Genomic DNA, 22,850 nt, shown 5'->3' with positions numbered 1-22,850 from the left:
CTTCACCGCATCATATGTCTGCCGCTGCGGATGATACCGGCGGGCGAGGGACCGGCACACACTGATGCCGGGGCGGCACAGACAATCCGGGCTGTTGCAGCTAGGATGGAGAATGCGAGAAACGGAGCGCCCCAATGAGCGACGAGAAGTCCGTCAGCGTCCAGATCACCGGCCGGGTCCAGGGCGTCTGGTATCGCGGTTGGACACGGGCCGAGGCGCAGAAACTGGGCCTGCGCGGCTGGGTGCGCAACGAGCGCGACGGGTCGGTTTCGGCGGTGCTCTGCGGACCGGCGGCGCAGGTCGACGAAATGCTGCGCCGGATGTGGCAAGGGCCGGGCGGCGCGCGGGTCGATACGATCGAGACGCAACCCGGCGCGCCGGTCGAGGACGCGGGCTTCGAGGTGCGGCGCTGAGGGCCGCGGCCAGGGTGTTTCAGCTGGCCACAACCTCTGCGGCCTGCCGCGCACATTATGCGAAATCCGCGGCCCCGGCATCGCTTGGCAATTGATCGCGGCCGCTTGCTCGGCCATACTCCGCGCCACAACAAACGGGGGCATCGAACCCCTGGCAGGCATATGAGGCGTCAGACCCATGTTGAAGCGGATTTCCACCCTTGTGCTCTGCGCGGCCCTGACGGCCGCCTTGGTCCCCGCCCCGCCGGCGCAGGCGGCAACCGGCGAGATCAGCCGGGCGTGCCGAATCTCGGACCGGCCGGCGGCCACCCCCCGGCTGTGCCGCTGCATCCAGCGCGTTGCCAACCAGACCTTGAACCGGTCCGAGCGGCGCAAGGCGGCGCGGTTCTTCTCGGACCCGCACCGCGCGCAGGAAATCAAGATGTCGGATCGCGGCAACGACGAGCGGTTCTGGAAGCGCTACGAGGCGTTCGGAGAATTGGCGCAAGCCGTCTGCCGCTGAACCGCCGCGCTCAGTCGCCGGCGGCAAAGGCCACGATCGCGTGTGCCAAGCAGTCCAGGCTGTCGGTCCAGTGGATATCGGCGGGCAGTTCCTGCGCGGACAGCGACAGTTCGGTGCAGGCGATCAGCACCTGCTCGCACCCCGCCTGTATCAACGCCCGCGCCTCGCGCATCAGGATCGCGGCATCCGCGGCCTGCCCCGCCTTGACCGCCCGGATCAGGGCCAGCACCGCGCTGTCATCCCGAGGGAACTCCGCGCGAAGGTCATGCGCCGCGAAGGACGGATCGAAGACCCCGGTCAGGCGCACGGCCGGCGAGGCCAGCAGGCCGATCCGCCGCGCGCCCTGGCCCGCGAGATGCGCGGCGGTCAACTCCAGCATGTCCAGGAACGGCAGGCCTGTGGCCGCACGCACCGCATCCGCATAGTGATGCGCGGTGTTGCAGGGCATCGCCAGCGCCCGTGCGCCGGCGCGTTCGAGGTCGCCCGCCATAGCGGCCAGGACCGGGCCGGGATCGTCGCCGGTGCCCTGGATCAGGGCGGCGATGCGGCTGGGCACCTGGGGGTTCTGGTGCACGATCAGCGGCACGTGATCGGCATCGTCGCGGGCCGGCACAGCCGCCAGCACCTTCTGCATCAGCAGGATGGTCGCCTCGGGTCCCATGCCGCCAAGGATGCCCACCGCCCGCATCAGACCCGCGCCGCCCCGCAGGTCGGTGCCGCGCCGCGCGGCCTCGTGGTCGGACCTGTTGCCATCCTGCGTCTATCCCTGCCCCTCAATGGCCAGTTTGACTGCCGGCGCCGCTTTGGCAAGCCGAATGTCGGCGGTGCGGGCGTGACCTTCCATGCCCTCCGCGCGCGAGATCGCGGCGGTGGCACGGGCCAGGTCGGGCACGGCCTGGGGCGCGGCGCGTTGCCAGGTGACGGTCTTGAGGAACTTGTGCGCGCTCAGCCCACCGGTGTAGCGCGCCGCGCCCGAGGTGGGCAGGACATGGTTCGGCCCGGCGGCCTTGTCGCCGAAAGCCACCGTCGTCTCGGCCCCCAGAAACAGCGAGCCATAGGCGGTCAGCCGATTGCGCCACCAGGCGAGGTCGGCAGCCTGAACATGCAGGTGCTCGGGCGCATATGCGTCGGCGGTGGCGGCCATCTCTTCGCGGTCGGCGGCCAGCATCACCTCGCCCAGGCCGTCCCAGGCGGCGTGTGCGCTGGCCCGGTTCGGCTCGGGCAGTTGCTCGATGCATCCCGGGATCCGGTCCATGACGGCCTGCGCCAGCGCCCGGGAGTCGGTGATCATCCAGACCGGCGAGTTGTACCCGTGCTCCGCCTGCCCGACCAGATCCCAGGCCAGCGTTTCGGGGTCCGCGGTCGCGTCGGCCACCACCATCGAGTCGGTGGGGCCGGCAACCATGTCGATGCCCACCGGGCCGAACAGCTGCCGCTTCGCCTCGGCCACGAACTGGTTGCCGGGTCCGACAAGGATATCGGCAGGCGGCCCGCCGAACAGTCCCTGCGCCATCGCCGCCATCCCCTGCACGCCGCCCAGGGCCAGCACCCGGTCCGCCCCGGCCAGCGACATCGCGTATAGGATCGCCGGGTGAATGCCCTGCCCCGGCCGCGGCGGCGAGCAGGCGATCACATTCGGCACGCCGGCAGCGCGCGCGGTAGTGATCGTCATCAGCGCCGAGGCGATATGCGCATAGCGCCCGCCGGGCACGTAGCAGCCGGCACATCCCAGCGGGATCTGGCGTTGGCCGGTGACCAGTCCGGGCCGCAATTCCAGCTCGAAGTCCTGTGCCGACGCGCGCTGCGCCTCGGCGAAACGGCGGATGTTGTCATGGGCATAATCGATCTGCGCCCGCAGATCCTCGGGAACCTGCGCCGCGGCCAACGCGACCACCTCGGGCGGCACCACGATCTCGCCGGTCCAGCCGTCCAGCCGTGTGGCATAGTCCCGCGCGGCCGCCTCCCCCTCCAGCCGCAAACGGGCCAGCATCAGCTGCACGATATCGGCGGTATCGCCTTGCGGTTCGGGCGGAAGGCCGGGCGCGGTCTTCAGGTATTCAACAGGCATGAACCGATTCCATTGCTGGATTGCTTGACCGAGCGGTCACAGAGTTTAACAAAAGGTAAAACTGCGAGAGGTGCGCACCATGCTGACCAAGGGAATGACCCTGCGCGGTCTCGAAGTGTTCGAGGCCCTGGCCGAGACCGGTTCGGTGGCGCAGGCGGCGGACCTGACTGGCCTGAGCCAACCGGCCGTCAGCCAGCAGGTGCGCAACCTGGAGCGCGCCCTTGGGACCGACCTGGTCGATCACGGGCGCCGCCCGATGACCCTGACGCCGGCCGGTCGCAGCTTCATGGCCCGCACCCGCGCAGTGCTGCGCGAATTGCGGCTGGCGCAGAGCGAAATCACGGTGATGGACCTGAGCCACCTGCGCACGTTGTCGATCGGCATGATCGACGATTTCGACAACGACCTGACGCCGCGTCTGGCCACGCTGCTGGCCGACAGCCTGACGCAATGCCGGTTCAAGCTGGTCACCGCGTCCAGCTATGACGTGATCGAGGCCGTGCGCAGCCAGCGCCTGCAACTCGGTGTCAGCGCGGCCTCGGGCGAGGTGCTGGGCGGGGTGGTCGAATATCCGCTGATCCGGGATCCGTTCATCCTGGTGTCGCCCAAGGGCGCGTTCGGGGCCGCTGCGCCGGACATGGTCGACCTGCAGGCGCTGCCGCTTCTGCGCTACGCCAAGGAACAGCTGATCAGCCGCCAGATCGAAGCGCATCTGGCCCGGCAGAAGCTGGCTTTCGAGGAACGGTTCGAGATCGGCTCGCACCTGGCGCTGATGGCGATGGTCGCGCGGCGCGTGGGCTGGGCGGTGACGACGCCGCTGGGCTATGTGCGGGCGGCGCGGTTCCACGACCAGATCGACGCCCACGCCCTGCCCTTCGCCAGCTTCGCGCGCACCATCTCGCTGTTCGCAGGGGCCGACTGGGCGGACCGGGTGCCCACCGACGTTGCCCGCATGGTGCGACGGCTGGCCCAGGCCCAGATGATCGAGCCGGCCATCGCCCGCCTGCCCTGGCTGAGCGGGCAGTTGCGCGTGCTCGACCCCTGAAGGGCGCGGCGTCGGATAACAGGGTGATGACATGGTGCGGCTCGTGTCTGAACAACGCCAGTCAGCCTGCCGCGCGGCCGGCGGGCAAGGCCGGTGCCGGAGTTTCCGCAACAGGGATTGCCGGTTTTGGCTTTGCTTAAACCAGTTCCGCCTTCAGCCCCTGCGCCGCAAGCTCGATCAGGTCCAGCACACCGTCAAAATCCCTGGTGTAGTAGGGGTCCGGCACATGGCTTGCCCCGGCGGCCGGGGCGAAGCTGGTAAAGAGGCGCACGGGCGCGGGATTGCCGGCGGGACGCAACGCCTCGACCGCGGCCCGGTTATCCTCGTCCATCACGACGATCAGGTCGAACCGCTTGAAATCCTGCGCCACGAAGCGCCGCGCGCGCAGGTCCGACAGGTCGATACCGCGGGCCCTTGCGGCGGCCTGCATCGGACCATAGGGCGGGTCACCGTCATGCCAGCCCGATGTTCCGGCGCTGTCGCACCGCGCCTCGGGCATGAGGGCGCGAAAAACGCCTTCGGCCGCGGGCGAGCGGCAGATATTACCAAGACAGACAAACAGGATTCGATGGGTCATGCGCGGACTACATATATCGGGAGCGTGCCAATGCAAAAGATCGTCATTCTGACCGGTGCCGGGATCTCGGCCGAAAGCGGGCTGGGCACGTTCCGTGACGCGGGCGGCCTTTGGGCCCGCCACGCGATCGAGGACGTGGCCACGCCCGAGGGGTTCGCCCGGGATCCCGGATTGGTGCACGGGTTCTACAACGCCCGGCGCAAGCAGGCCGCGACGGCACAGCCCAATCCGGCCCACAAGGCGCTGGCCCGGCTGCAACGGGACTGGCCGGCCGAGGTGGTGATCGTCACGCAGAATGTCGACGGCCTGCACGAGGCGGGCGGCGCGCGGGGCGTGCTCCACATGCACGGAACCTTGGCGGGTGCGCTCTGTGCGGCCTGCGGACACCGCTGGCCCGCTCCCGACGAGATGGCGCCGGGCCATCCCTGCCCCGCCTGCGATGCGCCCGAGGCGCGTCCGGACGTGGTGTGGTTCGGCGAGATGCCGTATTTCATGGACGACATCTATGACCATCTGGCGGGCGCGGGCCTGTTTGCCGCCATCGGCACGTCGGGCCAGGTCTATCCCGCCGCCGCCTTCGTGCAGGACGCCCGCGCCGCCGGGGCGCGCACCGTCGAGCTGAACCTCGAGCCCTCGGAGCTGAGCCACGGCTTCGACGACGTGCGGACCGGGCCGGCCGGCCGCGTCGTGCCCGCCTGGGTGGACGACCTGCTGGCCGGGCTGTGAGCGGCGGCCGGGTGTGGCCCGGCCGCACGCTGATCGGTCAGGAGTCAGGCTCGGTCTCACCGCGTTTGATGTCGCCGGAAGTCATGCCGTGACCGGCCTTGCGCTCCAGGTCCACGGGGATCTCGATCTCGTGTTCGCCGGCCTTTTCGAAGACCAGCGTGACCGGCAGCATCGCCCCCTGTTCGAAGGGCTGCTTGAGCCCCATGAACATCACGTGATCGCCGCCGCGCGCCAGCGCGTGGCTGCCGCCGGCAGGGATGACGAAACCGTCCTCGACCTCCATCATCTTCATCACCCCGTCGCCCATGTCCTTGTGCGTGTGCAGCTCGACCCGGGCAGCAACGTCCGAGCGCACGGCGATCAGCCGGTCATCCTCGTCACCGGTGTTGTCGAGGACCATGAAGGCCGCGCCGGCCTTGGCGTTGGCGCCCGAGGACCGGGCATAGGCATCTTCGATCTCGATGGCGTTCCCGGCCAGGGCCGCGCCGGCAAGGGTCAGGCTGGCGCAGGCGGCCAGAAGCATGGATTTGAACGACATGTCTCTCTCCGTCGTAGTCTGTTGTCGCTTGAATGTCGAAACTCGGAACTTCAGACGAGAGGCGGCGCCCGCGCGGACGGGGTGGAGACGACGGGAACGATCTGCTCGCTGCTCCGGATCCCGGGCCGAGGCGACACCCGGCCGGGCGGGTGCGAAAGGTCGGGTGGCGCGCTCAGGACCGCGCCAAGCAGCGCAAGCGCCCGGTCCGGACAGAAATGCGGCGCGCGGGTCGGCTGCCCCTCGGCATCGACATGGACCATCACCGGGTCGGACCCGGTGCAGAGATCGACCTGCCCGACCGCGGCGCCGACCCCGCGCGACGCCGCAACCCCCTGGCCGGTCAGGACCAGCAGGCCGCTCAGGACCAGGGCGAGGGCTTGGCGCAGGATCTCTTGCATCGCCATCGGTTAGATCACCGGCCGGGACCCCCCGCAAGACGGCGGCACCCCGGTGCAGCCGATTGCCACGGGCATATCCGGGCTGCGACCGGGCAGCAAAAAACCCCGCGCCGGCGGCACGGGGTCGGGTTCGAACGATCCAGCTCGGATCAGGCCTCGGCGGCTTGCGCCTTGGCGATCTCTTTCTTGACCTTCAGCGCGGCTGCCGACAGGTCCTCGTCCTTGGCCTTGGCCAGGTAGGCGTCGAGCCCGCCGCGGTGATCCACCGAGCGCAGCGCCGAAGCCGAGATGCGCAGCTTGATGCCACGCTTGAGGGTTTCCGACTGCAGCGTCACGTCGTTCAGGTTGGGCAGGAAACGACGTTTGGTCTTGTTGTTGGCGTGGCTGACATTGTTGCCAGTCATCGGGCCTTTTCCGGTCAGTTCGCAACGGCGCGACATGGGTTTCTTCCTTTGTTTCATGCGGCGGCGGCGTGGCCACCTGCCAAATCACAAGGGGCGCGCACCAAGGTCGCGCCCGAAAACTGGTTCGGTGGCTTTAGTGGGAATCGCAGGCGGGGTCAAGCCGACCTTCCGGGATTCTTTGCCGGCCAGCGCGGCGCCGGGAATGGCCCTGTCGGGCCATGCCTCCGGCGGGAGTATTTGGCCGAACAGTGAAAGGACCCGCGGACGCCCGCGTCAGGCGGAATCGAGCTTGTCCAGCATCTGTTGCGCCGCGATCGCGGGGCCGATCCGGCCCTCGGCCACATCGCGCCCCAGACGGTCCATCTCGGCCCGGGCGGCGGGGGTGTCCAGCCGCGCCAGCAGAGCGGCGCGCAATTCGCGCTCGAACCAGAAGCGGGCCTGTTCGGCGCGGGCGCGGTCCCAGAAACCGTTTTCGCGGCGCCATTCCGCCAGCGTCTGCATCTCGGACCAGGCGTCGGTCAGGCCATCGGTCTCGACCGCAGAGATCGCCAGCGCCTTGGGGAAACCCTGGGGATCCTGCGGCCGCTTGCGCAGCAGGCGCAGCGCTCCGGTATAGTCGGCGCAGGTGCGGTTGGCCGCGGATTTGAGGTCGCCATCGGCCTTGTTGACCAGGATCAGGTCGGCCATCTCCATGATCCCGCGCTTGACCCCCTGCAGCTCGTCTCCGCCGGCGGGCGCCAGCAGCAGCACGAAGAGGTCGGACATCTCGGCGACCACGGTCTCCGACTGCCCGACTCCCACGGTCTCGATCAGCACCACGTCGAACCCGGCCGCCTCGCACAGCGCCACCGCCTCGCGGGTGCGGCGCGCGACGCCGCCCAGATGCGTCTGGCTGGGCGAGGGGCGGATATAGGCGGCCGGCTCGCGGCCCAGCTGTTCCATCCGGGTCTTGTCGCCCAGGATCGAGCCGCCGGAGCGCGCCGAGCTGGGATCAACCGCCAGGACAGCCACCCGCAGCCCCTGCCCAATCAGCATCATGCCGAAGCTTTCGATGAAGGTGGACTTGCCCACGCCGGGCGTGCCCGACAGGCCGATGCGCAGCGCCTGCCGCCCGCTTCCGGCCAGTTGGTCGAGCAGTTCGGCCGCCTGCTGCCGGTGATCCTCGCGCCGACTTTCGACCAGAGTGATGGCGCGGGACAGCGCGCGGCGGTCGCCGGTCAGGATACGGTCGGCAAGCTGTGTGGTGTCCATGCGGCCCCTCTCGGATTCGGCGCATAGATGATGTTGCCGGGGCGTAAATGTCCAGAGGCGGCCGGAGGTGGACTGCCGTGCGACCATTGGCCATAACACCGCGATGGAGCGATTGCCGATAGACGAGGCCCTGCCGGCCCTGCTGGATGCCCTGCGCAGTGGCGGGCGCGCGGTGTTGCAGGCCCCGCCGGGTGCGGGCAAGACCACGCGGGTGCCGCTGGCGATGCTGGCGGCCGGGCTGACACCGGGGCGGATCGTGATGCTGGAGCCGAGGCGGCTGGCGGCGCGGGCCGCGGCCGAGCGCATGGCCGAAACGCTGGGTGAACGCGCCGGCGAGACGGTGGGGTATCGGATCCGGGGCGAAAGAAAAGTCACGCGCGCCACGAGGATCGAGGTCGTGACCGAGGGCATCCTGACCCGGATGCTGCAGTCCGAGCCCGACCTGCCCGGCATTGGTGCAGTGATCTTCGACGAGTTCCACGAACGCTCGCTCAATGCGGATCTGGGCCTGGCTCTGAGCCTCGAAGTGGCTGGTGCGCTGCGCGACGACCTGTTCCTGGTGGCGATGTCGGCCACACTGGATGCCGGGCCGGTGGCCGAGCTGATGGCCGCGCCGCTGATCACCTCGGAAGGCCGCGCCTTTCCGGTCGAGACGCGCTGGCAGGACCGGCCGCTGGGCGCGCAGGCCCGCCGTCTTGACGCCCTGGTCGACCTGGTGTTGCGGGCCGAGCGCGAGAGCCGCGACACCGGCGGCGGCCTCCTGGTCTTTCTGCCCGGCGAGGGTGAGATCCGTCGCGCCGAGGCGGCGCTCTCCGGTCGCTTGCCCGCCACGTGCCGCCTGCGCCCTCTCTTCGGCGCGCTGCCCTTCGCGGCACAGCGCGCCGCGATCGCCCCGGACGGCGAGGGGCGCAAGGTGGTCCTGGCCACGTCGATTGCCGAAACCTCGCTGACCATCGAGGATGTCCGCGTCGTGGTCGACATGGGGCTTGCACGGCGGTCGCGCTTCGATCCCGGCTCGGGCCTGTCGCGGCTGGTGACCGAGCGGGTGACGCGGGCCGAGGCGACGCAGAGGACGGGCCGCGCGGGCCGGGTTGCACCGGGCTTCTGCTATCGCCTCTGGTCACGCGGCGAGGAGGGCGCGCTGGCCGCCTTTCCACCGGCCGAGATCGAGGCGGCGGACCTGACCGGGTTGGCGCTGGAACTGGCGCTCTGGGGCGCCGCGCCCGGAGAGCTGCCCTTTCTGACGCCGCCGCCGGATGCCGCGATGGAGGAAGCGCGCACCTTGTTGCGGATGCTGGGCGCGCTGGACGACAAGGCGCGGATCACCGCACATGGGCGCGCCATGGCCGCCCTGCCCCTGCATCCCCGGCTGGCGCATATGCTGGTCCGGGGCGGTGCTGCGGCCGCGCCGCTGGCCGCGCTGCTGGCCGAACGCGATCCCCTGCGCGGCGCACCCGCGGACCTGTCGCTGCGGCTCGAGGCGCTGCGCGATCCGGGCGGTTTTCGCCGCCGGCGGCCCTATGATGTGAACCCGGCGGCGCTGGACCGCGCGCGGGCCGAGGCAAAACGGTTGCGGGCGCAGGTCCCCTCCGGCGACATGGCGGGCGCAAGCGACGCGGCGCTGGTGGCGCTGGCCTATCCCGACCGCATCGGGCAGCGCCGCAAGGGCGATGCGCCGCGCTTCGTGCTGTCAGGCGGCAAGGGCGCCATGCTGGAGCCGGACGACACGCTCGCGGGCGCGCCCTACCTTGTCGCGCTGGACACTGACGGCAATCCGCGCGAGGCCAAGCTGCGGCTGGCCGCACAGATCACCGAGGGCGAGATCCGTGCGCTGTTCGCCGACCGGATCGAAAGCTTCGAGGTCTGCGCCTGGTCGAAGCGCGACCGCCGGGTGGTGGCGCGGCGGCAGGAGCGGCTGGGCGCGATCACGCTGGACGACCGGATCTGGAAGGATGTGCCGCCCGCGCGCGTGGCCGAGGCGATGCTGGACGGCGTGCGCGACCTGGGCCTGCGGCTGACAGGCCCCGCGGCGCGGCTGGCCGCACGGGTCGAACTGGTGCGTACAGCCGGCGCGGATCTGCCGGATTTCTCGACCGAGGGATTGGTGTCCACAATCGAGGACTGGCTGCTGCCGATGCTGGACGGCCTGCGCAGCGCCGAGGACTGGCGGCGGTTCGATCCGCTGCCGGCGCTGCGGGCCCGGTTGAGCTGGACCCAGATGCAGGAGCTGGACGCCCGCGCGCCCGCCCATTTCGAGACCCCGCTGGGGCGGCGGGTGGCCATCGACTATGACCACGCCGTGCCGGAGATTTCGGTGCGGCTGCAGGAGATGTTCGGGGTCACGCGCCATCCGGTCGTGGCCGGGGTTCCGCTCAAGGTGACCTTGCTGTCGCCGGCGCAGCGGCCGATCCAGATCACCCGCGACCTGCCGGGATTCTGGGCCGGGTCCTATGCGGATGTGCGCAAGGACATGCGCGCGCAATACCCCAAGCACCCCTGGCCCGAGGACCCGACAAAAGCCGATCCAACCCTGCGCGCCAAGCCCCGGCGCGGTTGAGCGTGGCGGCCGGGAATGCCTCCGGCGGGAGTATTTGCCGGAACGATGAAAGGCAGCGGATGCCTCAGTCCCGGCCGAGGATCATGTCGGCAGCCTTTTCGGCGATCATGATGACCGGCGAGGCGGTGTTGCCCGACACGATCCGCGGCATGATCGAGGCATCGACCACGCGCAGCCCGCCCAGCCCGTGAACCCTGAGATCCGGGGCGACCACCGCGGACCGGTCCTGCCCCATCTTGCAGGTGCCGACCGGGTGAAAGATCGTGGTGGCGATGCGGCCCGCCGCCTCGACCAGTTCGGCTTCGGACTGCACCTTCGGGCCGGGCAGGAACTCCCGCGGCTCATGGCGCGCCAGGGCGCGGGCGGTCATCAGCCGGCGGGCCTGCCGGATCGCGGTGACGGTCACCTGCCGGTCGCGCGGCGCGCTGAGGTAGTTCAGAACGATCTCCGGCTGCGGGTCCGCATCGTTGCGTGTGATGTGGCAATGGCCGACGCTTTCGGGCCGCAGGTTGCAGACCGACACGGTGATCGCCGGAAACCGGTGCAGCGGATCGCCCAGCCGATCGGTCGAAAGCGGCTGAACGTGGTATTCCAGATCCGGCGTGGCCAGTGCCGGATCGGACCGGGTGAACATGCCGAACTGGCTGGGCGCCATGGACAGCGGCCCCGAACGGGTGAGGGCGAATTGCGCGGCCATGCGAAGACGCGCCGTCATGCTGTGCGACAACTCGTTAAGGGTCGTGGTGCCGGAGACCTTGAATACCGTGCGGATTTGCAGGTGGTCCTGCAGGTTCTCGCCCACGCCGGGCAGGTCGTGGCGTGGCGCGATACCCAGGGCTGCAAGCCGGTCGGGCTGGCCGATGCCCGACAGCTCCAGGAGTTTCGGCGAGTTGATCGCCCCGGCCGCCAGCAGGACCTCGGCCCGCGCCAGGGCCAGGCGCGCCCTGCCCCGGTGGCGATAGGCGACACCGGTCACCCGCCGCCCGTCGAGCAGCAGCCGCTCGGTCAACGCCCCGGTCAGAACCCGCAGGTTGCGCCGCCTCATCGCCGGCCGCAGGAAGGCCCGGGTCGTGTTCCAGCGCAGCCCGCGCCTCTGGTTGACCTCGAAGAAGCCCGTGCCCTCGTTGCTGCCGGCGTTGAAATCGTCGGTCGGGTGCCAGCCGAACTCGGCGGCGCCGGCCTGCACCGCGCGCAGAATGTCCCAGCCGACACGCTGCGTCGAGACGGGCCACTCGCCATCTGCGCCATGCAGAGGCGTTTCACCGGCATGATGCGCCTCGGACCGGCGGAAATACGGCAGCACGTCGTCCCAGCCCCAGCCGGTATTGCCCATCTGGCGCCAGCCATCGTAATCGGCCGCCTGCCCGCGCATGTAGATCATGCCGTTGATCGAACTGCACCCGCCCAGCACCTTGCCCCGCGGATAGACCAGGCTGCGCCCGCCCAGGCCCGGCTCGGGCGCGGTCTTCATCATCCAGTCCACGCGCGGGTTGCCGATGCAATAGAGATACCCGACCGGGATCTGCACCCAGTGGTAGCGGTCCGACCCGCCCGCCTCCAGCAAGAGCACGCGGCAGGCGGGATCGGCGCTGAGGCGGTTGGCCAGCACGCACCCCGCGGTGCCGCCGCCGACGATGACATAGTCGTATTCCTCCGCCCCCTCGGTGGCGTCCGAAGCATCCGGTGCGGGTCTGTCTGGGGCGGCGCGTGGCATCGCACCAGATTGCCGATCACCTGCACCATTGCAACGGCGGACGCGCCATTCGGGCGCCGCGACGGCCAGAATGTTGAACATCTTCAGGAAAAGCCCTATGTTGATGACAATTCGTCGCAACCCAGACGGCGATATCAACAACGGGATGCCCCGGGCAGGATGGCATGACAGAAACGTTTCTGAGGACCTGGCGCGAGGTCGTGCGCCCGATGGTGCTGCGCCCGCGCGCGGTTCAGGTCGCGGCGCTGTGCACCCGCGACCGGCGAGACGGAACCGAGGTTCTGCTGATCACCTCGCGCGGCAGCGGCCGCTGGATCCTGCCCAAGGGATGGCCCGTGGACGGCAAGAGCGGACCCGAAAGCGCGTTGCAGGAAGCCTGGGAAGAGGCCGGGGTCAAACGAGCCAGGATCCGGCCCGAGCCGGTGGGCCTCTATTTCTACGACAAGATCCTCGACAGCGGCACACCATTGCCGGTCGAAACAACGGTCTATCGCGTCGATGTGGACGGGCTGGTCTCCGACTACCCCGAAGCCCATGAGCGCAAGCGGCGCTGGATGCGACCGCACCGCGCGGCCGAACTGGTGCGCGAGCCGCATCTGCGGCAGCTTCTGCAGAGCATCTAGGCCGGCCCGAGTCCGGGGCGCACGCTTGCCAAGGGCATGCCGGGGCGATAGGGCGGGCGCCGACAGTTCGACCGGAACAGATCCGCCATGACCGACGGCACGCAACAAGGCAACAAGTGGAAGACGCTTGACCGCGACCTCAAGCGCATCTCGCGCGTCGAGATGGCGACCACCTATGTCGCCCGCCCATTGGTCGCACCGGGCATCGCGCTTGCCTTCATGGTGCTGGCGGCCCTCGGCGCGGCTGTCTTCCTGGGGTCGGAACCGGGCGGGCTGGTGGTGGTCGCGGCGGCCGCCTTCGGCGCCTACATGGCGATCAATATCGGCGCCAACGACGTGGCCAACAACATGGGACCGGCGGTCGGCGCCAACGCTCTGACCATGGGCGGCGCCATCGCGATCGCCGCGCTGGCCGAAAGCGCCGGCGCCCTGCTGGCGGGCGGCGACGTGGTCTCGACCATTTCCAAGGGGATCATCGACCCCGCCTCGGTGGCGCAGACCCAGGTCTTCGTCTGGGCGATGATGGCGGCGCTTATCTCCTCGGCGCTCTGGGTGAACCTGGCGACCTGGATCGGCGCGCCGGTCTCGACCACCCATTCGGTCGTGGGCGGGGTGATGGGCGCCGGCGTGGCCGCGGCCGGGTTCTCGGCGGTGAACTGGGCCACCATGTCGGCGATTGCCGCCAGCTGGGTCATCTCGCCGGTGCTGGGGGGCGTCTTCGCCGCCCTTCTGCTGGCGCTGATCCGGAACCGGATCGAGAACCGCGGCGACAAGATCGCCGCCGCCCGCGTCTGGGTGCCGGTGCTGGTCGGGCTGATGGCGGGCGTGTTTTCGGCCTATCTGGCGGTGAAGGGCCTCAAACGGATCGTCGAGATCGCCACCGGGCCGGCGCTTCTGATCGGGCTGGCGGCCGGGCTGGCGGCCTGGGCGGTGACCCGACCGCTGGTCAAGCGGCAATCCGATGGGCTCGAGAACCGGTCCCGGTCGCTCAAGGTGTTGTTCCGCCTGCCGCTGGTGATCTCGGCTGCGCTGCTGAGTTTTGCGCATGGCGCCAACGATGTGGCCAACGCGGTGGGGCCGCTGGCGGCCATCGTGCATGCCACGCAGCATGGCGACGTGGCGGCCAAGGTTGCGATCCCGGAATGGGTCATGGTCATCGGCGCGTTCGGCATCTCCTTCGGCCTGTTCCTGTTCGGGCCCAAGCTGATCCGCATGGTCGGCAGCCAGATCACCAAGCTGAACCCGATGCGGGCCTATTGCGTGGCGCTGTCGGCAGCCATCACCGTGATCGTGGCCAGCTGGCTGGGCCTGCCGGTCAGCTCGACCCATATCGCGGTCGGCGCGGTGTTCGGTGTCGGCTTCTACCGCGAATGGCTGTCCAACTCGTCCCGCGGGAGGTCGCCGGACAAGACCGGCAAGCGCCTGGCGCGCGAAGAGCGCCAGCGCCGCAAGCTGGTGCGCCGGTCGCATTTCATGACCATCGTCGCTGCCTGGGTGATCACGGTACCGGCCGCAGCGCTGATTTCGGCAATGATCTTTTGGCTGCTGAATGCGGTGACGACCTGACGATCGGCGATCAGCCTTCGGGGATGCCAGCGCTGCGCAAGCCGTCGAAAAAACCGGTATGGCGGTCAAACACAGCGGGCGGCATGCTGTTCTCGATCCGCTTGATGGTCAGATCTGGATAGGCTCCCCGCAACGATTCAAGCGCCGCCTCGGCCTCGGCCTTTCGCCCGGCCCGAGCGTGAAGGCTCGCCAGGTCGCGATAGACCCAACTCGCCGCTGGCCCGGCGGAGAGCCCGCGGTTGAACCAGTGCGCGCCTTGATCGAAATCCTCCAGCAGTCCACAAGCGAAGCCGCGCCCGAAATCCATGTTGAACAGGAACGGGTCACGCGGGCTCAACAGCTCTGCGCGATCAAATTGTTCGATCGCTTCCTTCGGTTGCCCACGATAGATCGATATCCAGCCTTTTCTCATCCAGCCCCAGGCCGAATTCGGATTTAGACCCTGCGCGCGATCAAGGATGCGCTCGGCGCGATCGACCTCGAGCGAGGTCATCGAGATCGCCGCACTTATCGCAACCAGGGAGGGCGCATGATCGCCCGCGGCGACCACTGCGGCGTCAGCGTCGGCCAACGCCGCCGTGCGCGACTCCAGGGGCTCATTGGACCACATGTAGCAGGCCCGCTGCGCGTAGGCCCAGGCACGCAAGGCACGGGCCCGCATCTCGTTCGGATTCCGCTCCAAAGCCAGGCTCAGCAATTCGATGGCGCGATCATTCTCGTGCGACGAATGTGTCCAGAAATGGGGATAGGCGCTCATCACAAGCCCATAGGCATCCCGATCAGCCGGCGGCAAAGCCCGCGCCGCGGCAATTTCAGAGGAAAGAACCGAGGGGGATATTGCGCCGGCCACCTGGGACGCGATCCGGTCCTCCAGGGCAAACAGATCGGCCAACCGGTCGTCGTACCGCGCACTCGTCAGTTGCGCGCCGCTTTTCGCATCGGAAAGCTGCACCATCACCCGCAGACGGTCGCCGCTGCGTCGCACCGATCCAGTCACGATGTAGCGGGCTCCCAGCTTGCGGCCGACGTCCCGCACGTCGCCAATCTCGTTGCCAAGCGCAAAAGCCGATTGGCGCGCGATCACCACGAAACTCCGTACTTGGCTCAACGCTGCGGTGATCTCCTCCACGACGCCGTCTGCGAGAAAATCACCCGTATCCGGACCCAGTTCGGAAAACGGAAGGACTGCCAGCGTCGGCGGCTGCCCGAGTTGGGCAGTGGCGGTGGCCCGGGCAGGTTGGGCTGTCCCGGCAGGCTCGAGTTTCCAGATTTCCACCGGATCCGGCAGGTTTCGAATCCGCTGGGCGCCCATTGGCACCGTCCGAGCCGGGATCTTGCCGCTGATCTGGTCTCGCACCGCCCTTGTGACACAGATGCCCCCGGGCTCGGCAAGCCCCTCGACCCGCTTGGCCAGGTTAACGGCATCACCCAGAATGTCGTCGCCCTCGATCACGATGTCACCCAGGTGGAGTCCGACACGCAGGCTGAAGCGATCGTCGTCTGTCTGATCGACCTCTCGTTCACCAACCTGGTCCTGCACAGTCAGCGCACAGCGCGCAGCGGCCACAGGCGAAGTGAACTCGGCCAGAATGCCATCGCCCAGCGATTTGACAATGCGACCGCCGCAATCTGCGACAACCGGGTCGATCAAGTCCGCCCGCAATGCGCGCAGGCGCGCGATCGTGCCTTCTTCGTCCCGGGCAGTCAGCCTGGTGAAGCCGCAAAGGTCGACCACCATGATCGTTGTGAGCTTGCGGTCCAAACGCGCCTCCGGTCCCGGAATCCGACCAGTATGGCGCAGCTTTCTCTGTCTGGACAGATGCAGGCGGCCCGGTTCAGACGCCCAGGCACCAGCGCATGATCGCCTTCTGCGCGTGCAGGCGGTTTTCGGCCTCGTCGAAGATCACCGAGTTGGGGCCGTCCATGACCTCGGATGTCGCCTCCTCCTCGCGATGTGCGGGCAGGCAGTGCATGAACAGCGCGTCTGGCTTGGCATGGGCCATCAGCTCGGCATTGACCTGGTAGGGGCGCAGCATGTTGTGGCGGCGTTCCTTGGCCGATTGCGCGTCATGCATCGACACCCAGGTGTCGGCCACCACCAGATCGGCACCCTCGACCGCGCGGGCCGCATCGCGCTCGATCACCACTCTGGAGCCTTTCGAGCGGGCCAGGCCCACGAATTCCTCCTCGGGGTCGAACTGCGCCGGGCCGGTGAAGGTCATGTCGAACCCGAACTGGCCGGCGGCATGCAGGAAGGAGGAACAGACATTGTTGCCGTCACCGGTCCAGACCACCTTCTTGCCGGCAATCGGTCCGCGATGCTCTTCATAGGTCAGCACGTCGGCCATGATCTGGCAGGGATGGGTCCGGTCGGTCAGCCCGTTGATCACCGGCACGTCGGCATATTCGGCCATTTCGGTCAGCACCGCCTCGTCGAAGGTGCGGATCATGATCAGGTCGACATAGCGGCTGAGCACGCGGGCGGTGTCGGCGATGGTCTCGCCGTGTCCCAGTTGCATGTCGCTGCCCGACAGAACCATGGTCTGCCCGCCCATCTGCCGCACACCCACGTCGAAGCTGACGCGGGTGCGGGTCGAGGGCTTCTCGAAGATCAGCGCCACCATGTGGCCGGCAAGCGGCTGCGTGTCGTCCGGTGCGCCCTTGGGGCGGTCCCGGCGGGCCTGTTTCATGGCCGCGGCCTGGTCGATCATCGTCCGGAGCGCGCCGGCGTCGGTCTTGTGGATGTCGAGAAAATGATTCATGGCATGTCGCTTCTTGTCTTGGGCGGGAGTGGGGGCCAACCCCCACACCCCCGGAGTATTTTCAAAACGGTGAAGATCAGGCCGCCTTGACCTGCCGGGCTGTCCGGTCGAGACGGTCCAGCGCCTCGGCGATGTCGTCCTCGGTGATGGTGAGCGGCGGCAGAAGGCGGATCACGTTGTCGGCGGCGGGCACGGTGATGAGCTGGTTGGCATAGCCCGCAGAGACAACATCCGTGTTGGCCGGCTTGCATTTGAGACCGAGCATCAGGCCAGTGCCGCGCACCTCTTCGAAGATGTCCGGATGCGCGCCGACCAGCCCCTCCAGTTTCTGGCGCAGGAGGCCTGCCTTGCGGTTCACCTCGGCCAGGAACGCCGGATCGGCCACGTGGTCGATCACCGCACAGCCCACCGCGCAGCCCAGCGGGTTGCCGCCATAGGTCGAGCCATGGGTGCCCGCGGTCATGCCGGCGGCGGCGGCCTCGGTGGCCAGCACCGCGCCCAGCGGGAAACCGCCGCCGATGCCCTTGGCGACCATCATGATGTCGGGGGTCACGCCTGCCCATTCATGGGCGAAAAGGCGCCCGGTGCGGCCGACACCGCATTGCACTTCGTCCAGGATCAGCAGGATGCCATGCTGGTCGCAGAGGTCGCGCAAGCCCTTGAGGCACTGGTCGGGCAGCACCCGGATGCCGCCTTCGCCCTGCACCGGCTCGATCAGGATCGCCGCCGTGCGCTCGGTGATCGCGGCCGCTGTGGCGTCGTGATCGGCCCAGGTCAGATGCACGAAGCCCGGCAGGGTCGGGCCGAAGCCCCGGGTCATCTTCTCGGACCCGGCGGCGGCGATGCCGGCCGAAGAGCGGCCGTGGAAGGCCCCGTCATAGGTGAGGATCTCGACCCGCTCGGGCTGTCCCTTGTCGAAGAAGTGCTTGCGCGCCATCTTGACCGCCAGTTCGCAGGCCTCGGTGCCGGAATTGGTGAAAAACACCGTGTCGGCAAAGCTGTGTTCGACCAGCCTGTCGGCCAAGGCCTGCTGCTGCGGGATCTGGTAGAGGTTGGAGACGTGCCAGAGCGCCCCGGCCTGATCGGTCAGCGCTTGCACCAGCGCCGGGTGGGCATGGCCCAGCGCGTTCACCGCGATGCCCGCGCCGAGATCAAGAAAGCGTCGCCCGTCCGCCTCGATCAGCCAGCTTCCCTCGCCCCGTTCGAAGCTGAGCGGTGCACGGTTATAGGTGGGCAGAACGGACGGGATCATCGGATCATCCTTTTCGGGCGGTAAGCCTTGTGAGTGCCTCACAGGGCGCGTTTCGTCAACGATGTGCGAGGTGTGGACCCAGAGCCGGGCACCGGGATCAAACGGCGAGGCGGCGCGCGTCAGCGGCGACGTCGGCGGGCAAAGATATGCGCGGGTTTGATCATGGGCGGTTCCATAGCGGAGGATTTGCCGCTTGCAAAGCCCAAATGAGCAGCCCGGATCGCCAATACGGGTGCGGCGCCGCCTGTCTGCGAAATCGCTTGCCAAGGATGCGGCGATCCGGCACCGCTTGGCCGCATGTTCAAGCCGCAAGCGCAAAACCCGGTTCTGGCCGCGGGGTTCATCCTGGCCGCGACCGCCTTCATCGCCGCCACGACGCTCCTGGCCAAGGCTCTGGGCACCGAGGCACTGGGTCCGGCGTTGCATCCGATGCAGGTCAGCCACGGTCGCTTCGTCTTTGCCTTCCTCGCGATCACCGCCACCGTGGCGGCGATGCGCCCGCGACTGTCCCGCCCGCATTGGGGCCTGCACATGGGCCGCACCGCCTTCGGCTGGGGCGGTGTGACGCTGATGTTCGCCTCGGTGGCGCATATCCCGATGACCGACGCCACCGCGATCACCTTCCTGAACCCGGTGATCGCGATGCTTCTGGCGATCCCGCTTCTGGGCGAGCGGGTCGGGCCGGTGCGCTGGCTGGCCGCCGCCATCGCGCTGAGCGGCGCGCTGATCCTGCTGAGACCGACCCCGGCCAGCTTCCAGCCCGCGGCAATGCTGGCGCTGGCGGCGGCCTGTGTCATGGGGATGGAACTGATCTTCATCAAGAAACTGTCGGGCCGCGAGGGCCCGTTGCAGATCCTGCTGGTCAACAATGGCCTGGGCGTCGTCATTTCCAGCCTGGCCGTTCTGGCCGTCTGGCAGACGCCGACACAGGAGCAGTGGGCGGCGCTGGCCGGAGTTGGCCTGTTGATGGCCTGCGCGCAGGCCTGTTTCGTGAACGGCATGGCGCGCGCCGATGCCTCCTTCGTGGCGCCGTTCAGCTATGCCACGCTGATCTTCGCCACACTCTACGATTTCGGCGCCTTCGGCGTGGTGCCGGACGCGATCAGCCTGACCGGCGCCGGCATCATCCTTGCCGGTGCATTGCTGCTGGCCTGGCGCGAGGCGCGTCAGGGACGCCGGCCGATGCCGCCTCAGGCCTTGAGCCGGTAGCCGCGCCGCAGCATCTCCCAGGCCAGCGCGCAGACCGCCGCGGTGGCGAAGGTGCAGACAGCCAGGCCCAGCCAGGGCGAGCTGTCCGAGACCCCGATCATGCCGTGGCGCAGACCGTCGATCAGGTAGAAGACCGGGTTGACATGGGTGATGCGGTTCAGAACCGGCGGCAAGGCCTCGACCGAGTAGAACGTGCCCGACAGGAAGGCCAGCGGCGTGACGATGAAATTCGTGATCGCCGCCATCTGGTCGAACTTGTTGGCGAAGATCCCCGCGACCAGCCCCACCGCGCCCATAAAGGCGCCGCCCAGGATGACGAAGACCAGGGCAAGAGCAGGGTGCTGCGGCACGATCCCCAGCCCCAGCGCCATTGCCGCGGCAATCGCCAGCGCCACCATGAGCCCCCGCGCGACCCCGCCGGCCAGATAGCCCAGCAGGATCTCGGCGGCCGAGAGCGGCGGCATCAGCGTGTCGACGATATTGCCCTGCACCTTGGCGATCACCACCGAAGAGGAGGTGTTGGCAAAGGCGTTCTGGATCACCGTCATCATCAGGATGCCGGGGGCCAGGAAGGTCAGGAAATCGACGCCCATCACGTCGCCCCGTGTGGGGCCGATGGCAATCGAGAAGATCAGCAGGAACAGGCCCGCCGTCACCAGCGGCGCCAGCAGGGTCTGGGTCCAGACCACCAGGAACCGCAGCGTCTCGCGCTGGGCCAGCGTGTAGAGGCCCATCCAGTTGACCTGTCCGAAGCGGCGTTCGCCCGGTGGTGTCATGCCGTCCATCTGCCCGTCTCCCGCGTTGTTTCCCGTCTCAAGACGCCTTGTAACTCCTCGGCCAGTGATTAAAATAGGGCAGACGAGAAATTCAGAAGGCGGCCGTCGCGCGCGGCCGCTTTCCCGCTTTTTGAAAGGCAAGCCATGTCCTGGACAGACGAGCGTGTCGAACTGCTCAAGAAAATGTGGGGCGAGGGCCAGTCGGCCAGCCAGATCGCCAAGGAGCTGGGCGGCGTCACCCGCAACGCGGTGATCGGCAAGGTGCATCGGCTGGGCCTGTCGAACCGCAATGCCGGCGCCGCTCCGGCCAAGGCGGAGGCAAAGGAGAAGCCCGCGCCCAAGGCCGAGGCCAAGCCCAAACCCGGCCCCAAGACCGAGCCGGCACGCCCGGCAGGCGCCGCCGCACCGGCGGCGGCCGAGGCCAAGCCGGCCGCGCCCGCGCGCAAGCAGATCATTCCGGCCGGTCAGCCCCTGCCGCCGCAACCCTCGGCCAACGAGATCAGCCCCGAAGCCCTGGCAAAGGTGAACGAGATCGAAAAGAAGGCAAAGAAACTGTCGCTGATGGAACTGACCGAGCGCACCTGCAAATGGCCCGTCGGCGATCCGGCGACCGAGAACTTCTGGTTCTGCGGCCTGCCGGTGCAGCAGGGCAAGCCCTATTGCGAGGCGCATGTGGGTGTGGCGTTCCAGCCGATGAGCTCGCGCAAGGATCGCCGGCGCTGAGGTGACCTGCGCCCCATCCGAACAAAATGAAACCCGCGCCGGACTGGCGCGGGTTTTCTTCTTGTGGGCGGCCCCCGGAACTGCGGCTCAGTTCTGAACCGGTGCCTGCGACGAGAAATTGGGAATCGTGCTGTTCGAAGCGTCGTTGTCCTCGATCCCCGGCCAGTTGCCCTGGGCCAGGTCGATATTGCCGGGAATGTCCTCTTCCCAGAAACCGACGACGTTCTTGGTGATGTTCAGATACAGCTTGTCATCGACGATCCGCCAGAGCGTCGGGTTGCCCGGGACCTTGCCGCCCTTGGACACGCCATAGGCACAGTGCCCGTCATATTGCGGCGCATAGCGTTCGGGGTCGGACAGAAACTCAGCCCGGTTCTCCTCGCTCGCGAAGGCCCAGGTGGCGCCGTTCCACTCGGCGGTGATTTCGGCCCGGCCCTTGGCCGGCTCCGGCTGGGACTGTCCCAAGGGACCCTGCTCGAGCGACCGATACGACACGACGTCGTAGCCCGATACGGCAAATCCGGTCTCGTCGACGAATTGCGGCCCGGCGAACGCGGGCAGCGCGAAAGTGGCAGCGGCGGCCACGGCAAGTGCAAATCGTTTCATTTCGGAGTTCCTTCTGGTGCAGGTTGGGTCCATGTCTTGCCGGTGCGCCCGGCACGCCTCAGACAATACGCACCCGCATCCGATTTCGTAGGGGGCCTCGCGCCGCTGTGACGGCGCGAGGCCAAAACGTGAAAGCCGGCGCCGGGATGTTGCAGTGAACAAGGGTTGTGCATGCATGCAGGATGGCATTTGATCGCGCCGCCCATACCTGAGGCGTCTGACGTGACGACGAAACGCAACAATGGACGAGCCGACATCATGACCGATCAGAACAGCTATACCCCGCCTGCCGTCTGGACCTGGGAAAGCGATAGCGGCGGCCAGTTCGCCTCGATCAACCGTCCCATCGCGGGGCCGACCCACGACAAGGACCTGCCCGTGGGCACGCATCCGATGCAGCTCTATTCGCTGGCCACGCCGAACGGGGTCAAGGCCACCGTGATGCTGGAGGAACTGCTGGAGCTGGGTCATGCCGGTGCGGAATACGATGCCTGGCTGATCCGCATCGGCGACGGCGACCAGTTCGGCAGCGGTTTCGTCGAGGTGAACCCCAACTCCAAGATCCCGGCACTGATGGACCGCAGCGGTGAAACACCGGTCCGCGTGTTCGAATCCGGCTCGATCCTGGTGCACCTGGCCGAGAAATTCGGCGCGTTCCTGCCCGCGTCGGGACAGGCGCGCACCGAGGTGATGAACTGGCTGTTCTGGCAGATGGGCAGCGCGCCTTACCTGGGCGGCGGGTTCGGCCATTTCTATGCCTACGCGCCGGAGAAGTGGAAATACCCCATCGACCGCTTCACCATGGAGGCCAAGCGCCAGCTGGACGTGCTGGACCGGGAGCTGGCCGGCAAGACCCATATCGCCGGCGATGACTATTCGATCGCCGATATCGCGATCTGGCCGTGGTACGGGCAGCTGGTTCTGGGGCGGCTCTATGATGCGGCCGAGTTCCTGGACGTGACGAGCTATGCCAATGTCCTGCGCTGGGCCGAGGCGATTGACGCGCGCCCGGCGGTGCAGCGCGGCCGTATGGTTAACCGCACCTTCGGCAAGCCCGAATTGCAGCTGCACGAGCGGCACGACGCCTCGGATTTCCAGACCCGCACCCAGGACAAGCTGGAACCCAGCGCCGGCTGACCG

Annotated in this window: 23 protein-coding genes; 10 read left to right on the top strand and 13 right to left on the bottom strand. The window is 68.2% G+C overall.

The window, feature by feature from the left end; genetic code table 11:
* Nucleotides 1–134 precede the first annotated feature (134 nt).
* The gene (locus BMX57_RS03495; RefSeq protein ID WP_092362575.1) at nt 135–413 is read left to right on the top strand and encodes an acylphosphatase; all 279 of its coding nucleotides are present in this window, start codon (nt 135–137) and stop codon (nt 411–413) included.
* A gap of 178 nt (nt 414–591) precedes the next feature.
* Nucleotides 592–915: a hypothetical protein gene (locus BMX57_RS03490; RefSeq protein WP_177175375.1), complete on the top strand. Its 324-nt coding sequence runs from the start codon at nt 592–594 to the stop codon at nt 913–915.
* Between the two features lie 10 nt (nt 916–925).
* Here the strand turns inward: BMX57_RS03490 and cuyB are convergent, their stop codons facing one another.
* Nucleotides 926–1,603 (bottom strand): cysteate racemase, encoded by a 678-nt coding sequence (gene cuyB / locus BMX57_RS03485; RefSeq protein ID WP_177175374.1) that lies wholly within the window; start codon nt 1,601–1,603, stop codon nt 926–928.
* 72 nt (nt 1,604–1,675) lie between these two features.
* Nucleotides 1,676–2,983: a histidinol dehydrogenase gene (gene hisD, locus BMX57_RS03480; RefSeq protein ID WP_092362571.1), complete on the bottom strand. Its 1,308-nt coding sequence runs from the start codon at nt 2,981–2,983 to the stop codon at nt 1,676–1,678.
* Nucleotides 2,984–3,062: 79 nt separating this feature from the next.
* On the opposite strand from hisD, the gene BMX57_RS03475 reads away from it, so the two are divergent.
* A complete protein-coding gene (locus BMX57_RS03475) occupies nt 3,063–4,028 on the top strand; it encodes a LysR family transcriptional regulator (RefSeq protein ID WP_092362569.1) in 966 nt (321 codons plus the stop codon).
* A 136-nt stretch (nt 4,029–4,164) separates the two neighbouring features.
* Here the strand turns inward: BMX57_RS03475 and BMX57_RS03470 are convergent, their stop codons facing one another.
* On the bottom strand, nt 4,165–4,605 hold the full coding sequence (locus tag BMX57_RS03470; protein WP_092362567.1) for a low molecular weight protein-tyrosine-phosphatase: 441 nt from the start codon (nt 4,603–4,605) through the stop codon (nt 4,165–4,167).
* Nucleotides 4,606–4,635: 30 nt separating this feature from the next.
* On the opposite strand from BMX57_RS03470, the gene BMX57_RS03465 reads away from it, so the two are divergent.
* Nucleotides 4,636–5,331 carry an NAD-dependent deacylase gene (locus tag BMX57_RS03465; protein ID WP_092362565.1) on the top strand — a complete coding sequence of 232 codons (696 nt, stop codon included), beginning with the start codon at nt 4,636–4,638 and terminating at the stop codon, nt 5,329–5,331.
* 37 nt (nt 5,332–5,368) lie between these two features.
* On the opposite strand, the gene BMX57_RS03460 is transcribed toward BMX57_RS03465, so the two are convergent.
* The 4 genes from BMX57_RS03460 to meaB all read right to left on the bottom strand — a co-directional run bounded on the left by BMX57_RS03460 (nt 5,369) and on the right by meaB (nt 7,922).
* Nucleotides 5,369–5,869, bottom strand: a complete 501-nt coding sequence (locus tag BMX57_RS03460) for a copper chaperone PCu(A)C (protein ID WP_092362563.1) — start codon at nt 5,867–5,869, stop codon at nt 5,369–5,371.
* A 50-nt stretch (nt 5,870–5,919) separates the two neighbouring features.
* Entirely contained in the window at nt 5,920–6,273 is a 354-nt protein-coding gene (locus BMX57_RS20585) for a hypothetical protein (RefSeq protein ID WP_177175373.1), read from the bottom strand.
* Between the two features lie 143 nt (nt 6,274–6,416).
* Nucleotides 6,417–6,707 carry a 50S ribosomal protein L28 gene (gene rpmB, locus BMX57_RS03450; RefSeq protein ID WP_092362561.1) on the bottom strand — a complete coding sequence of 97 codons (291 nt, stop codon included), beginning with the start codon at nt 6,705–6,707 and terminating at the stop codon, nt 6,417–6,419.
* Between the two features lie 237 nt (nt 6,708–6,944).
* Nucleotides 6,945–7,922 (bottom strand): methylmalonyl Co-A mutase-associated GTPase MeaB, encoded by a 978-nt coding sequence (gene meaB, locus BMX57_RS03445; protein ID WP_092362559.1) that lies wholly within the window; start codon nt 7,920–7,922, stop codon nt 6,945–6,947.
* 103 nt (nt 7,923–8,025) lie between these two features.
* On the opposite strand from meaB, the gene hrpB reads away from it, so the two are divergent.
* Entirely contained in the window at nt 8,026–10,479 is a 2,454-nt protein-coding gene (gene hrpB, locus BMX57_RS03440; RefSeq protein ID WP_092363077.1) for an ATP-dependent helicase HrpB, read from the top strand.
* A 64-nt stretch (nt 10,480–10,543) separates the two neighbouring features.
* Here the strand turns inward: hrpB and BMX57_RS03435 are convergent, their stop codons facing one another.
* On the bottom strand, nt 10,544–12,193 hold the full coding sequence (locus BMX57_RS03435; protein WP_092363075.1) for a GMC family oxidoreductase: 1,650 nt from the start codon (nt 12,191–12,193) through the stop codon (nt 10,544–10,546).
* A 164-nt stretch (nt 12,194–12,357) separates the two neighbouring features.
* Here BMX57_RS03435 and BMX57_RS03430 point away from each other — a divergent pair, with 164 nt between their 5' ends.
* Entirely contained in the window at nt 12,358–12,816 is a 459-nt protein-coding gene (locus tag BMX57_RS03430) for an NUDIX hydrolase (RefSeq protein WP_092362557.1), read from the top strand.
* Between the two features lie 87 nt (nt 12,817–12,903).
* Nucleotides 12,904–14,382 (top strand): inorganic phosphate transporter, encoded by a 1,479-nt coding sequence (locus tag BMX57_RS03425; protein WP_092362555.1) that lies wholly within the window; start codon nt 12,904–12,906, stop codon nt 14,380–14,382.
* A 10-nt stretch (nt 14,383–14,392) separates the two neighbouring features.
* On the opposite strand, the gene BMX57_RS03420 is transcribed toward BMX57_RS03425, so the two are convergent.
* The 3 genes from BMX57_RS03420 to BMX57_RS03410 all read right to left on the bottom strand — a co-directional run bounded on the left by BMX57_RS03420 (nt 14,393) and on the right by BMX57_RS03410 (nt 18,396).
* A complete protein-coding gene (locus BMX57_RS03420; protein ID WP_092362553.1) occupies nt 14,393–16,144 on the bottom strand; it encodes an adenylate/guanylate cyclase domain-containing protein in 1,752 nt (583 codons plus the stop codon).
* 73 nt (nt 16,145–16,217) lie between these two features.
* Complete coding sequence (gene argF / locus BMX57_RS03415) at nt 16,218–17,144, bottom strand: ornithine carbamoyltransferase (RefSeq protein ID WP_092362551.1); 927 nt, start codon at nt 17,142–17,144, stop codon at nt 16,218–16,220.
* 76 nt (nt 17,145–17,220) lie between these two features.
* A complete protein-coding gene (locus tag BMX57_RS03410) occupies nt 17,221–18,396 on the bottom strand; it encodes an aspartate aminotransferase family protein (RefSeq protein WP_092362549.1) in 1,176 nt (391 codons plus the stop codon).
* A gap of 297 nt (nt 18,397–18,693) precedes the next feature.
* Here BMX57_RS03410 and BMX57_RS03405 point away from each other — a divergent pair, with 297 nt between their 5' ends.
* Complete coding sequence (locus tag BMX57_RS03405; protein ID WP_092362547.1) at nt 18,694–19,605, top strand: DMT family transporter; 912 nt, start codon at nt 18,694–18,696, stop codon at nt 19,603–19,605.
* Here the strand turns inward: BMX57_RS03405 and BMX57_RS03400 are convergent.
* A complete protein-coding gene (locus BMX57_RS03400) occupies nt 19,587–20,390 on the bottom strand; it encodes an ABC transporter permease (protein ID WP_092362545.1) in 804 nt (267 codons plus the stop codon). The two genes, BMX57_RS03405 and BMX57_RS03400, sit on opposite strands and share 19 nt — an antisense overlap.
* Nucleotides 20,391–20,525: 135 nt before the next feature.
* Here BMX57_RS03400 and BMX57_RS03395 point away from each other — a divergent pair, with 135 nt between their 5' ends.
* Nucleotides 20,526–21,104: a GcrA family cell cycle regulator gene (locus BMX57_RS03395; protein WP_092362543.1), complete on the top strand. Its 579-nt coding sequence runs from the start codon at nt 20,526–20,528 to the stop codon at nt 21,102–21,104.
* Nucleotides 21,105–21,191: 87 nt separating this feature from the next.
* Here the strand turns inward: BMX57_RS03395 and BMX57_RS03390 are convergent, their stop codons facing one another.
* Nucleotides 21,192–21,710, bottom strand: coding sequence for a YHS domain-containing (seleno)protein (locus tag BMX57_RS03390; RefSeq protein WP_092362541.1), 519 nt, complete (start codon nt 21,708–21,710; stop codon nt 21,192–21,194).
* Nucleotides 21,711–21,968: 258 nt separating this feature from the next.
* Here BMX57_RS03390 and yghU point away from each other — a divergent pair, with 258 nt between their 5' ends.
* The gene (yghU, locus tag BMX57_RS03385) at nt 21,969–22,847 is read left to right on the top strand and encodes a glutathione-dependent disulfide-bond oxidoreductase (RefSeq protein WP_092362538.1); all 879 of its coding nucleotides are present in this window, start codon (nt 21,969–21,971) and stop codon (nt 22,845–22,847) included.
* Nucleotides 22,848–22,850 lie beyond the last annotated feature (3 nt).

The organism is Cribrihabitans marinus (genome assembly GCF_900109035.1).
Taxonomy (GTDB): domain Bacteria; phylum Pseudomonadota; class Alphaproteobacteria; order Rhodobacterales; family Rhodobacteraceae; genus Cribrihabitans; species Cribrihabitans marinus.
This window is presented reverse-complemented; position numbering and strand designations above follow the sequence as displayed.

Coding starts and splice junctions, on each gene's coding strand:
- BMX57_RS03495 (WP_092362575.1), top strand. CDS start 135: ATGAGCGACGAGAAGTCCGTCAGCGTCCAGATCACCGGCCGGGTCCAG.
- BMX57_RS03490 (WP_177175375.1), top strand. CDS start 592: ATGTTGAAGCGGATTTCCACCCTTGTGCTCTGCGCGGCCCTGACGGCC.
- cuyB (WP_177175374.1), bottom strand. CDS start 1,603: ATGCGGGCGGTGGGCATCCTTGGCGGCATGGGACCCGAGGCGACCATC.
- hisD (WP_092362571.1), bottom strand. CDS start 2,983: ATGCCTGTTGAATACCTGAAGACCGCGCCCGGCCTTCCGCCCGAACCG.
- BMX57_RS03475 (WP_092362569.1), top strand. CDS start 3,063: ATGCTGACCAAGGGAATGACCCTGCGCGGTCTCGAAGTGTTCGAGGCC.
- BMX57_RS03470 (WP_092362567.1), bottom strand. CDS start 4,605: ATGACCCATCGAATCCTGTTTGTCTGTCTTGGTAATATCTGCCGCTCG.
- BMX57_RS03465 (WP_092362565.1), top strand. CDS start 4,636: ATGCAAAAGATCGTCATTCTGACCGGTGCCGGGATCTCGGCCGAAAGC.
- BMX57_RS03460 (WP_092362563.1), bottom strand. CDS start 5,869: ATGTCGTTCAAATCCATGCTTCTGGCCGCCTGCGCCAGCCTGACCCTT.
- BMX57_RS20585 (WP_177175373.1), bottom strand. CDS start 6,273: ATGGCGATGCAAGAGATCCTGCGCCAAGCCCTCGCCCTGGTCCTGAGC.
- rpmB (WP_092362561.1), bottom strand. CDS start 6,707: ATGTCGCGCCGTTGCGAACTGACCGGAAAAGGCCCGATGACTGGCAAC.
- meaB (WP_092362559.1), bottom strand. CDS start 7,922: ATGGACACCACACAGCTTGCCGACCGTATCCTGACCGGCGACCGCCGC.
- hrpB (WP_092363077.1), top strand. CDS start 8,026: ATGGAGCGATTGCCGATAGACGAGGCCCTGCCGGCCCTGCTGGATGCC.
- BMX57_RS03435 (WP_092363075.1), bottom strand. CDS start 12,193: ATGCCACGCGCCGCCCCAGACAGACCCGCACCGGATGCTTCGGACGCC.
- BMX57_RS03430 (WP_092362557.1), top strand. CDS start 12,358: ATGACAGAAACGTTTCTGAGGACCTGGCGCGAGGTCGTGCGCCCGATG.
- BMX57_RS03425 (WP_092362555.1), top strand. CDS start 12,904: ATGACCGACGGCACGCAACAAGGCAACAAGTGGAAGACGCTTGACCGC.
- argF (WP_092362551.1), bottom strand. CDS start 17,144: ATGAATCATTTTCTCGACATCCACAAGACCGACGCCGGCGCGCTCCGG.
- BMX57_RS03410 (WP_092362549.1), bottom strand. CDS start 18,396: ATGATCCCGTCCGTTCTGCCCACCTATAACCGTGCACCGCTCAGCTTC.
- BMX57_RS03405 (WP_092362547.1), top strand. CDS start 18,694: ATGTTCAAGCCGCAAGCGCAAAACCCGGTTCTGGCCGCGGGGTTCATC.
- BMX57_RS03400 (WP_092362545.1), bottom strand. CDS start 20,390: ATGGACGGCATGACACCACCGGGCGAACGCCGCTTCGGACAGGTCAAC.
- BMX57_RS03395 (WP_092362543.1), top strand. CDS start 20,526: ATGTCCTGGACAGACGAGCGTGTCGAACTGCTCAAGAAAATGTGGGGC.
- BMX57_RS03390 (WP_092362541.1), bottom strand. CDS start 21,710: ATGAAACGATTTGCACTTGCCGTGGCCGCCGCTGCCACTTTCGCGCTG.
- yghU (WP_092362538.1), top strand. CDS start 21,969: ATGACCGATCAGAACAGCTATACCCCGCCTGCCGTCTGGACCTGGGAA.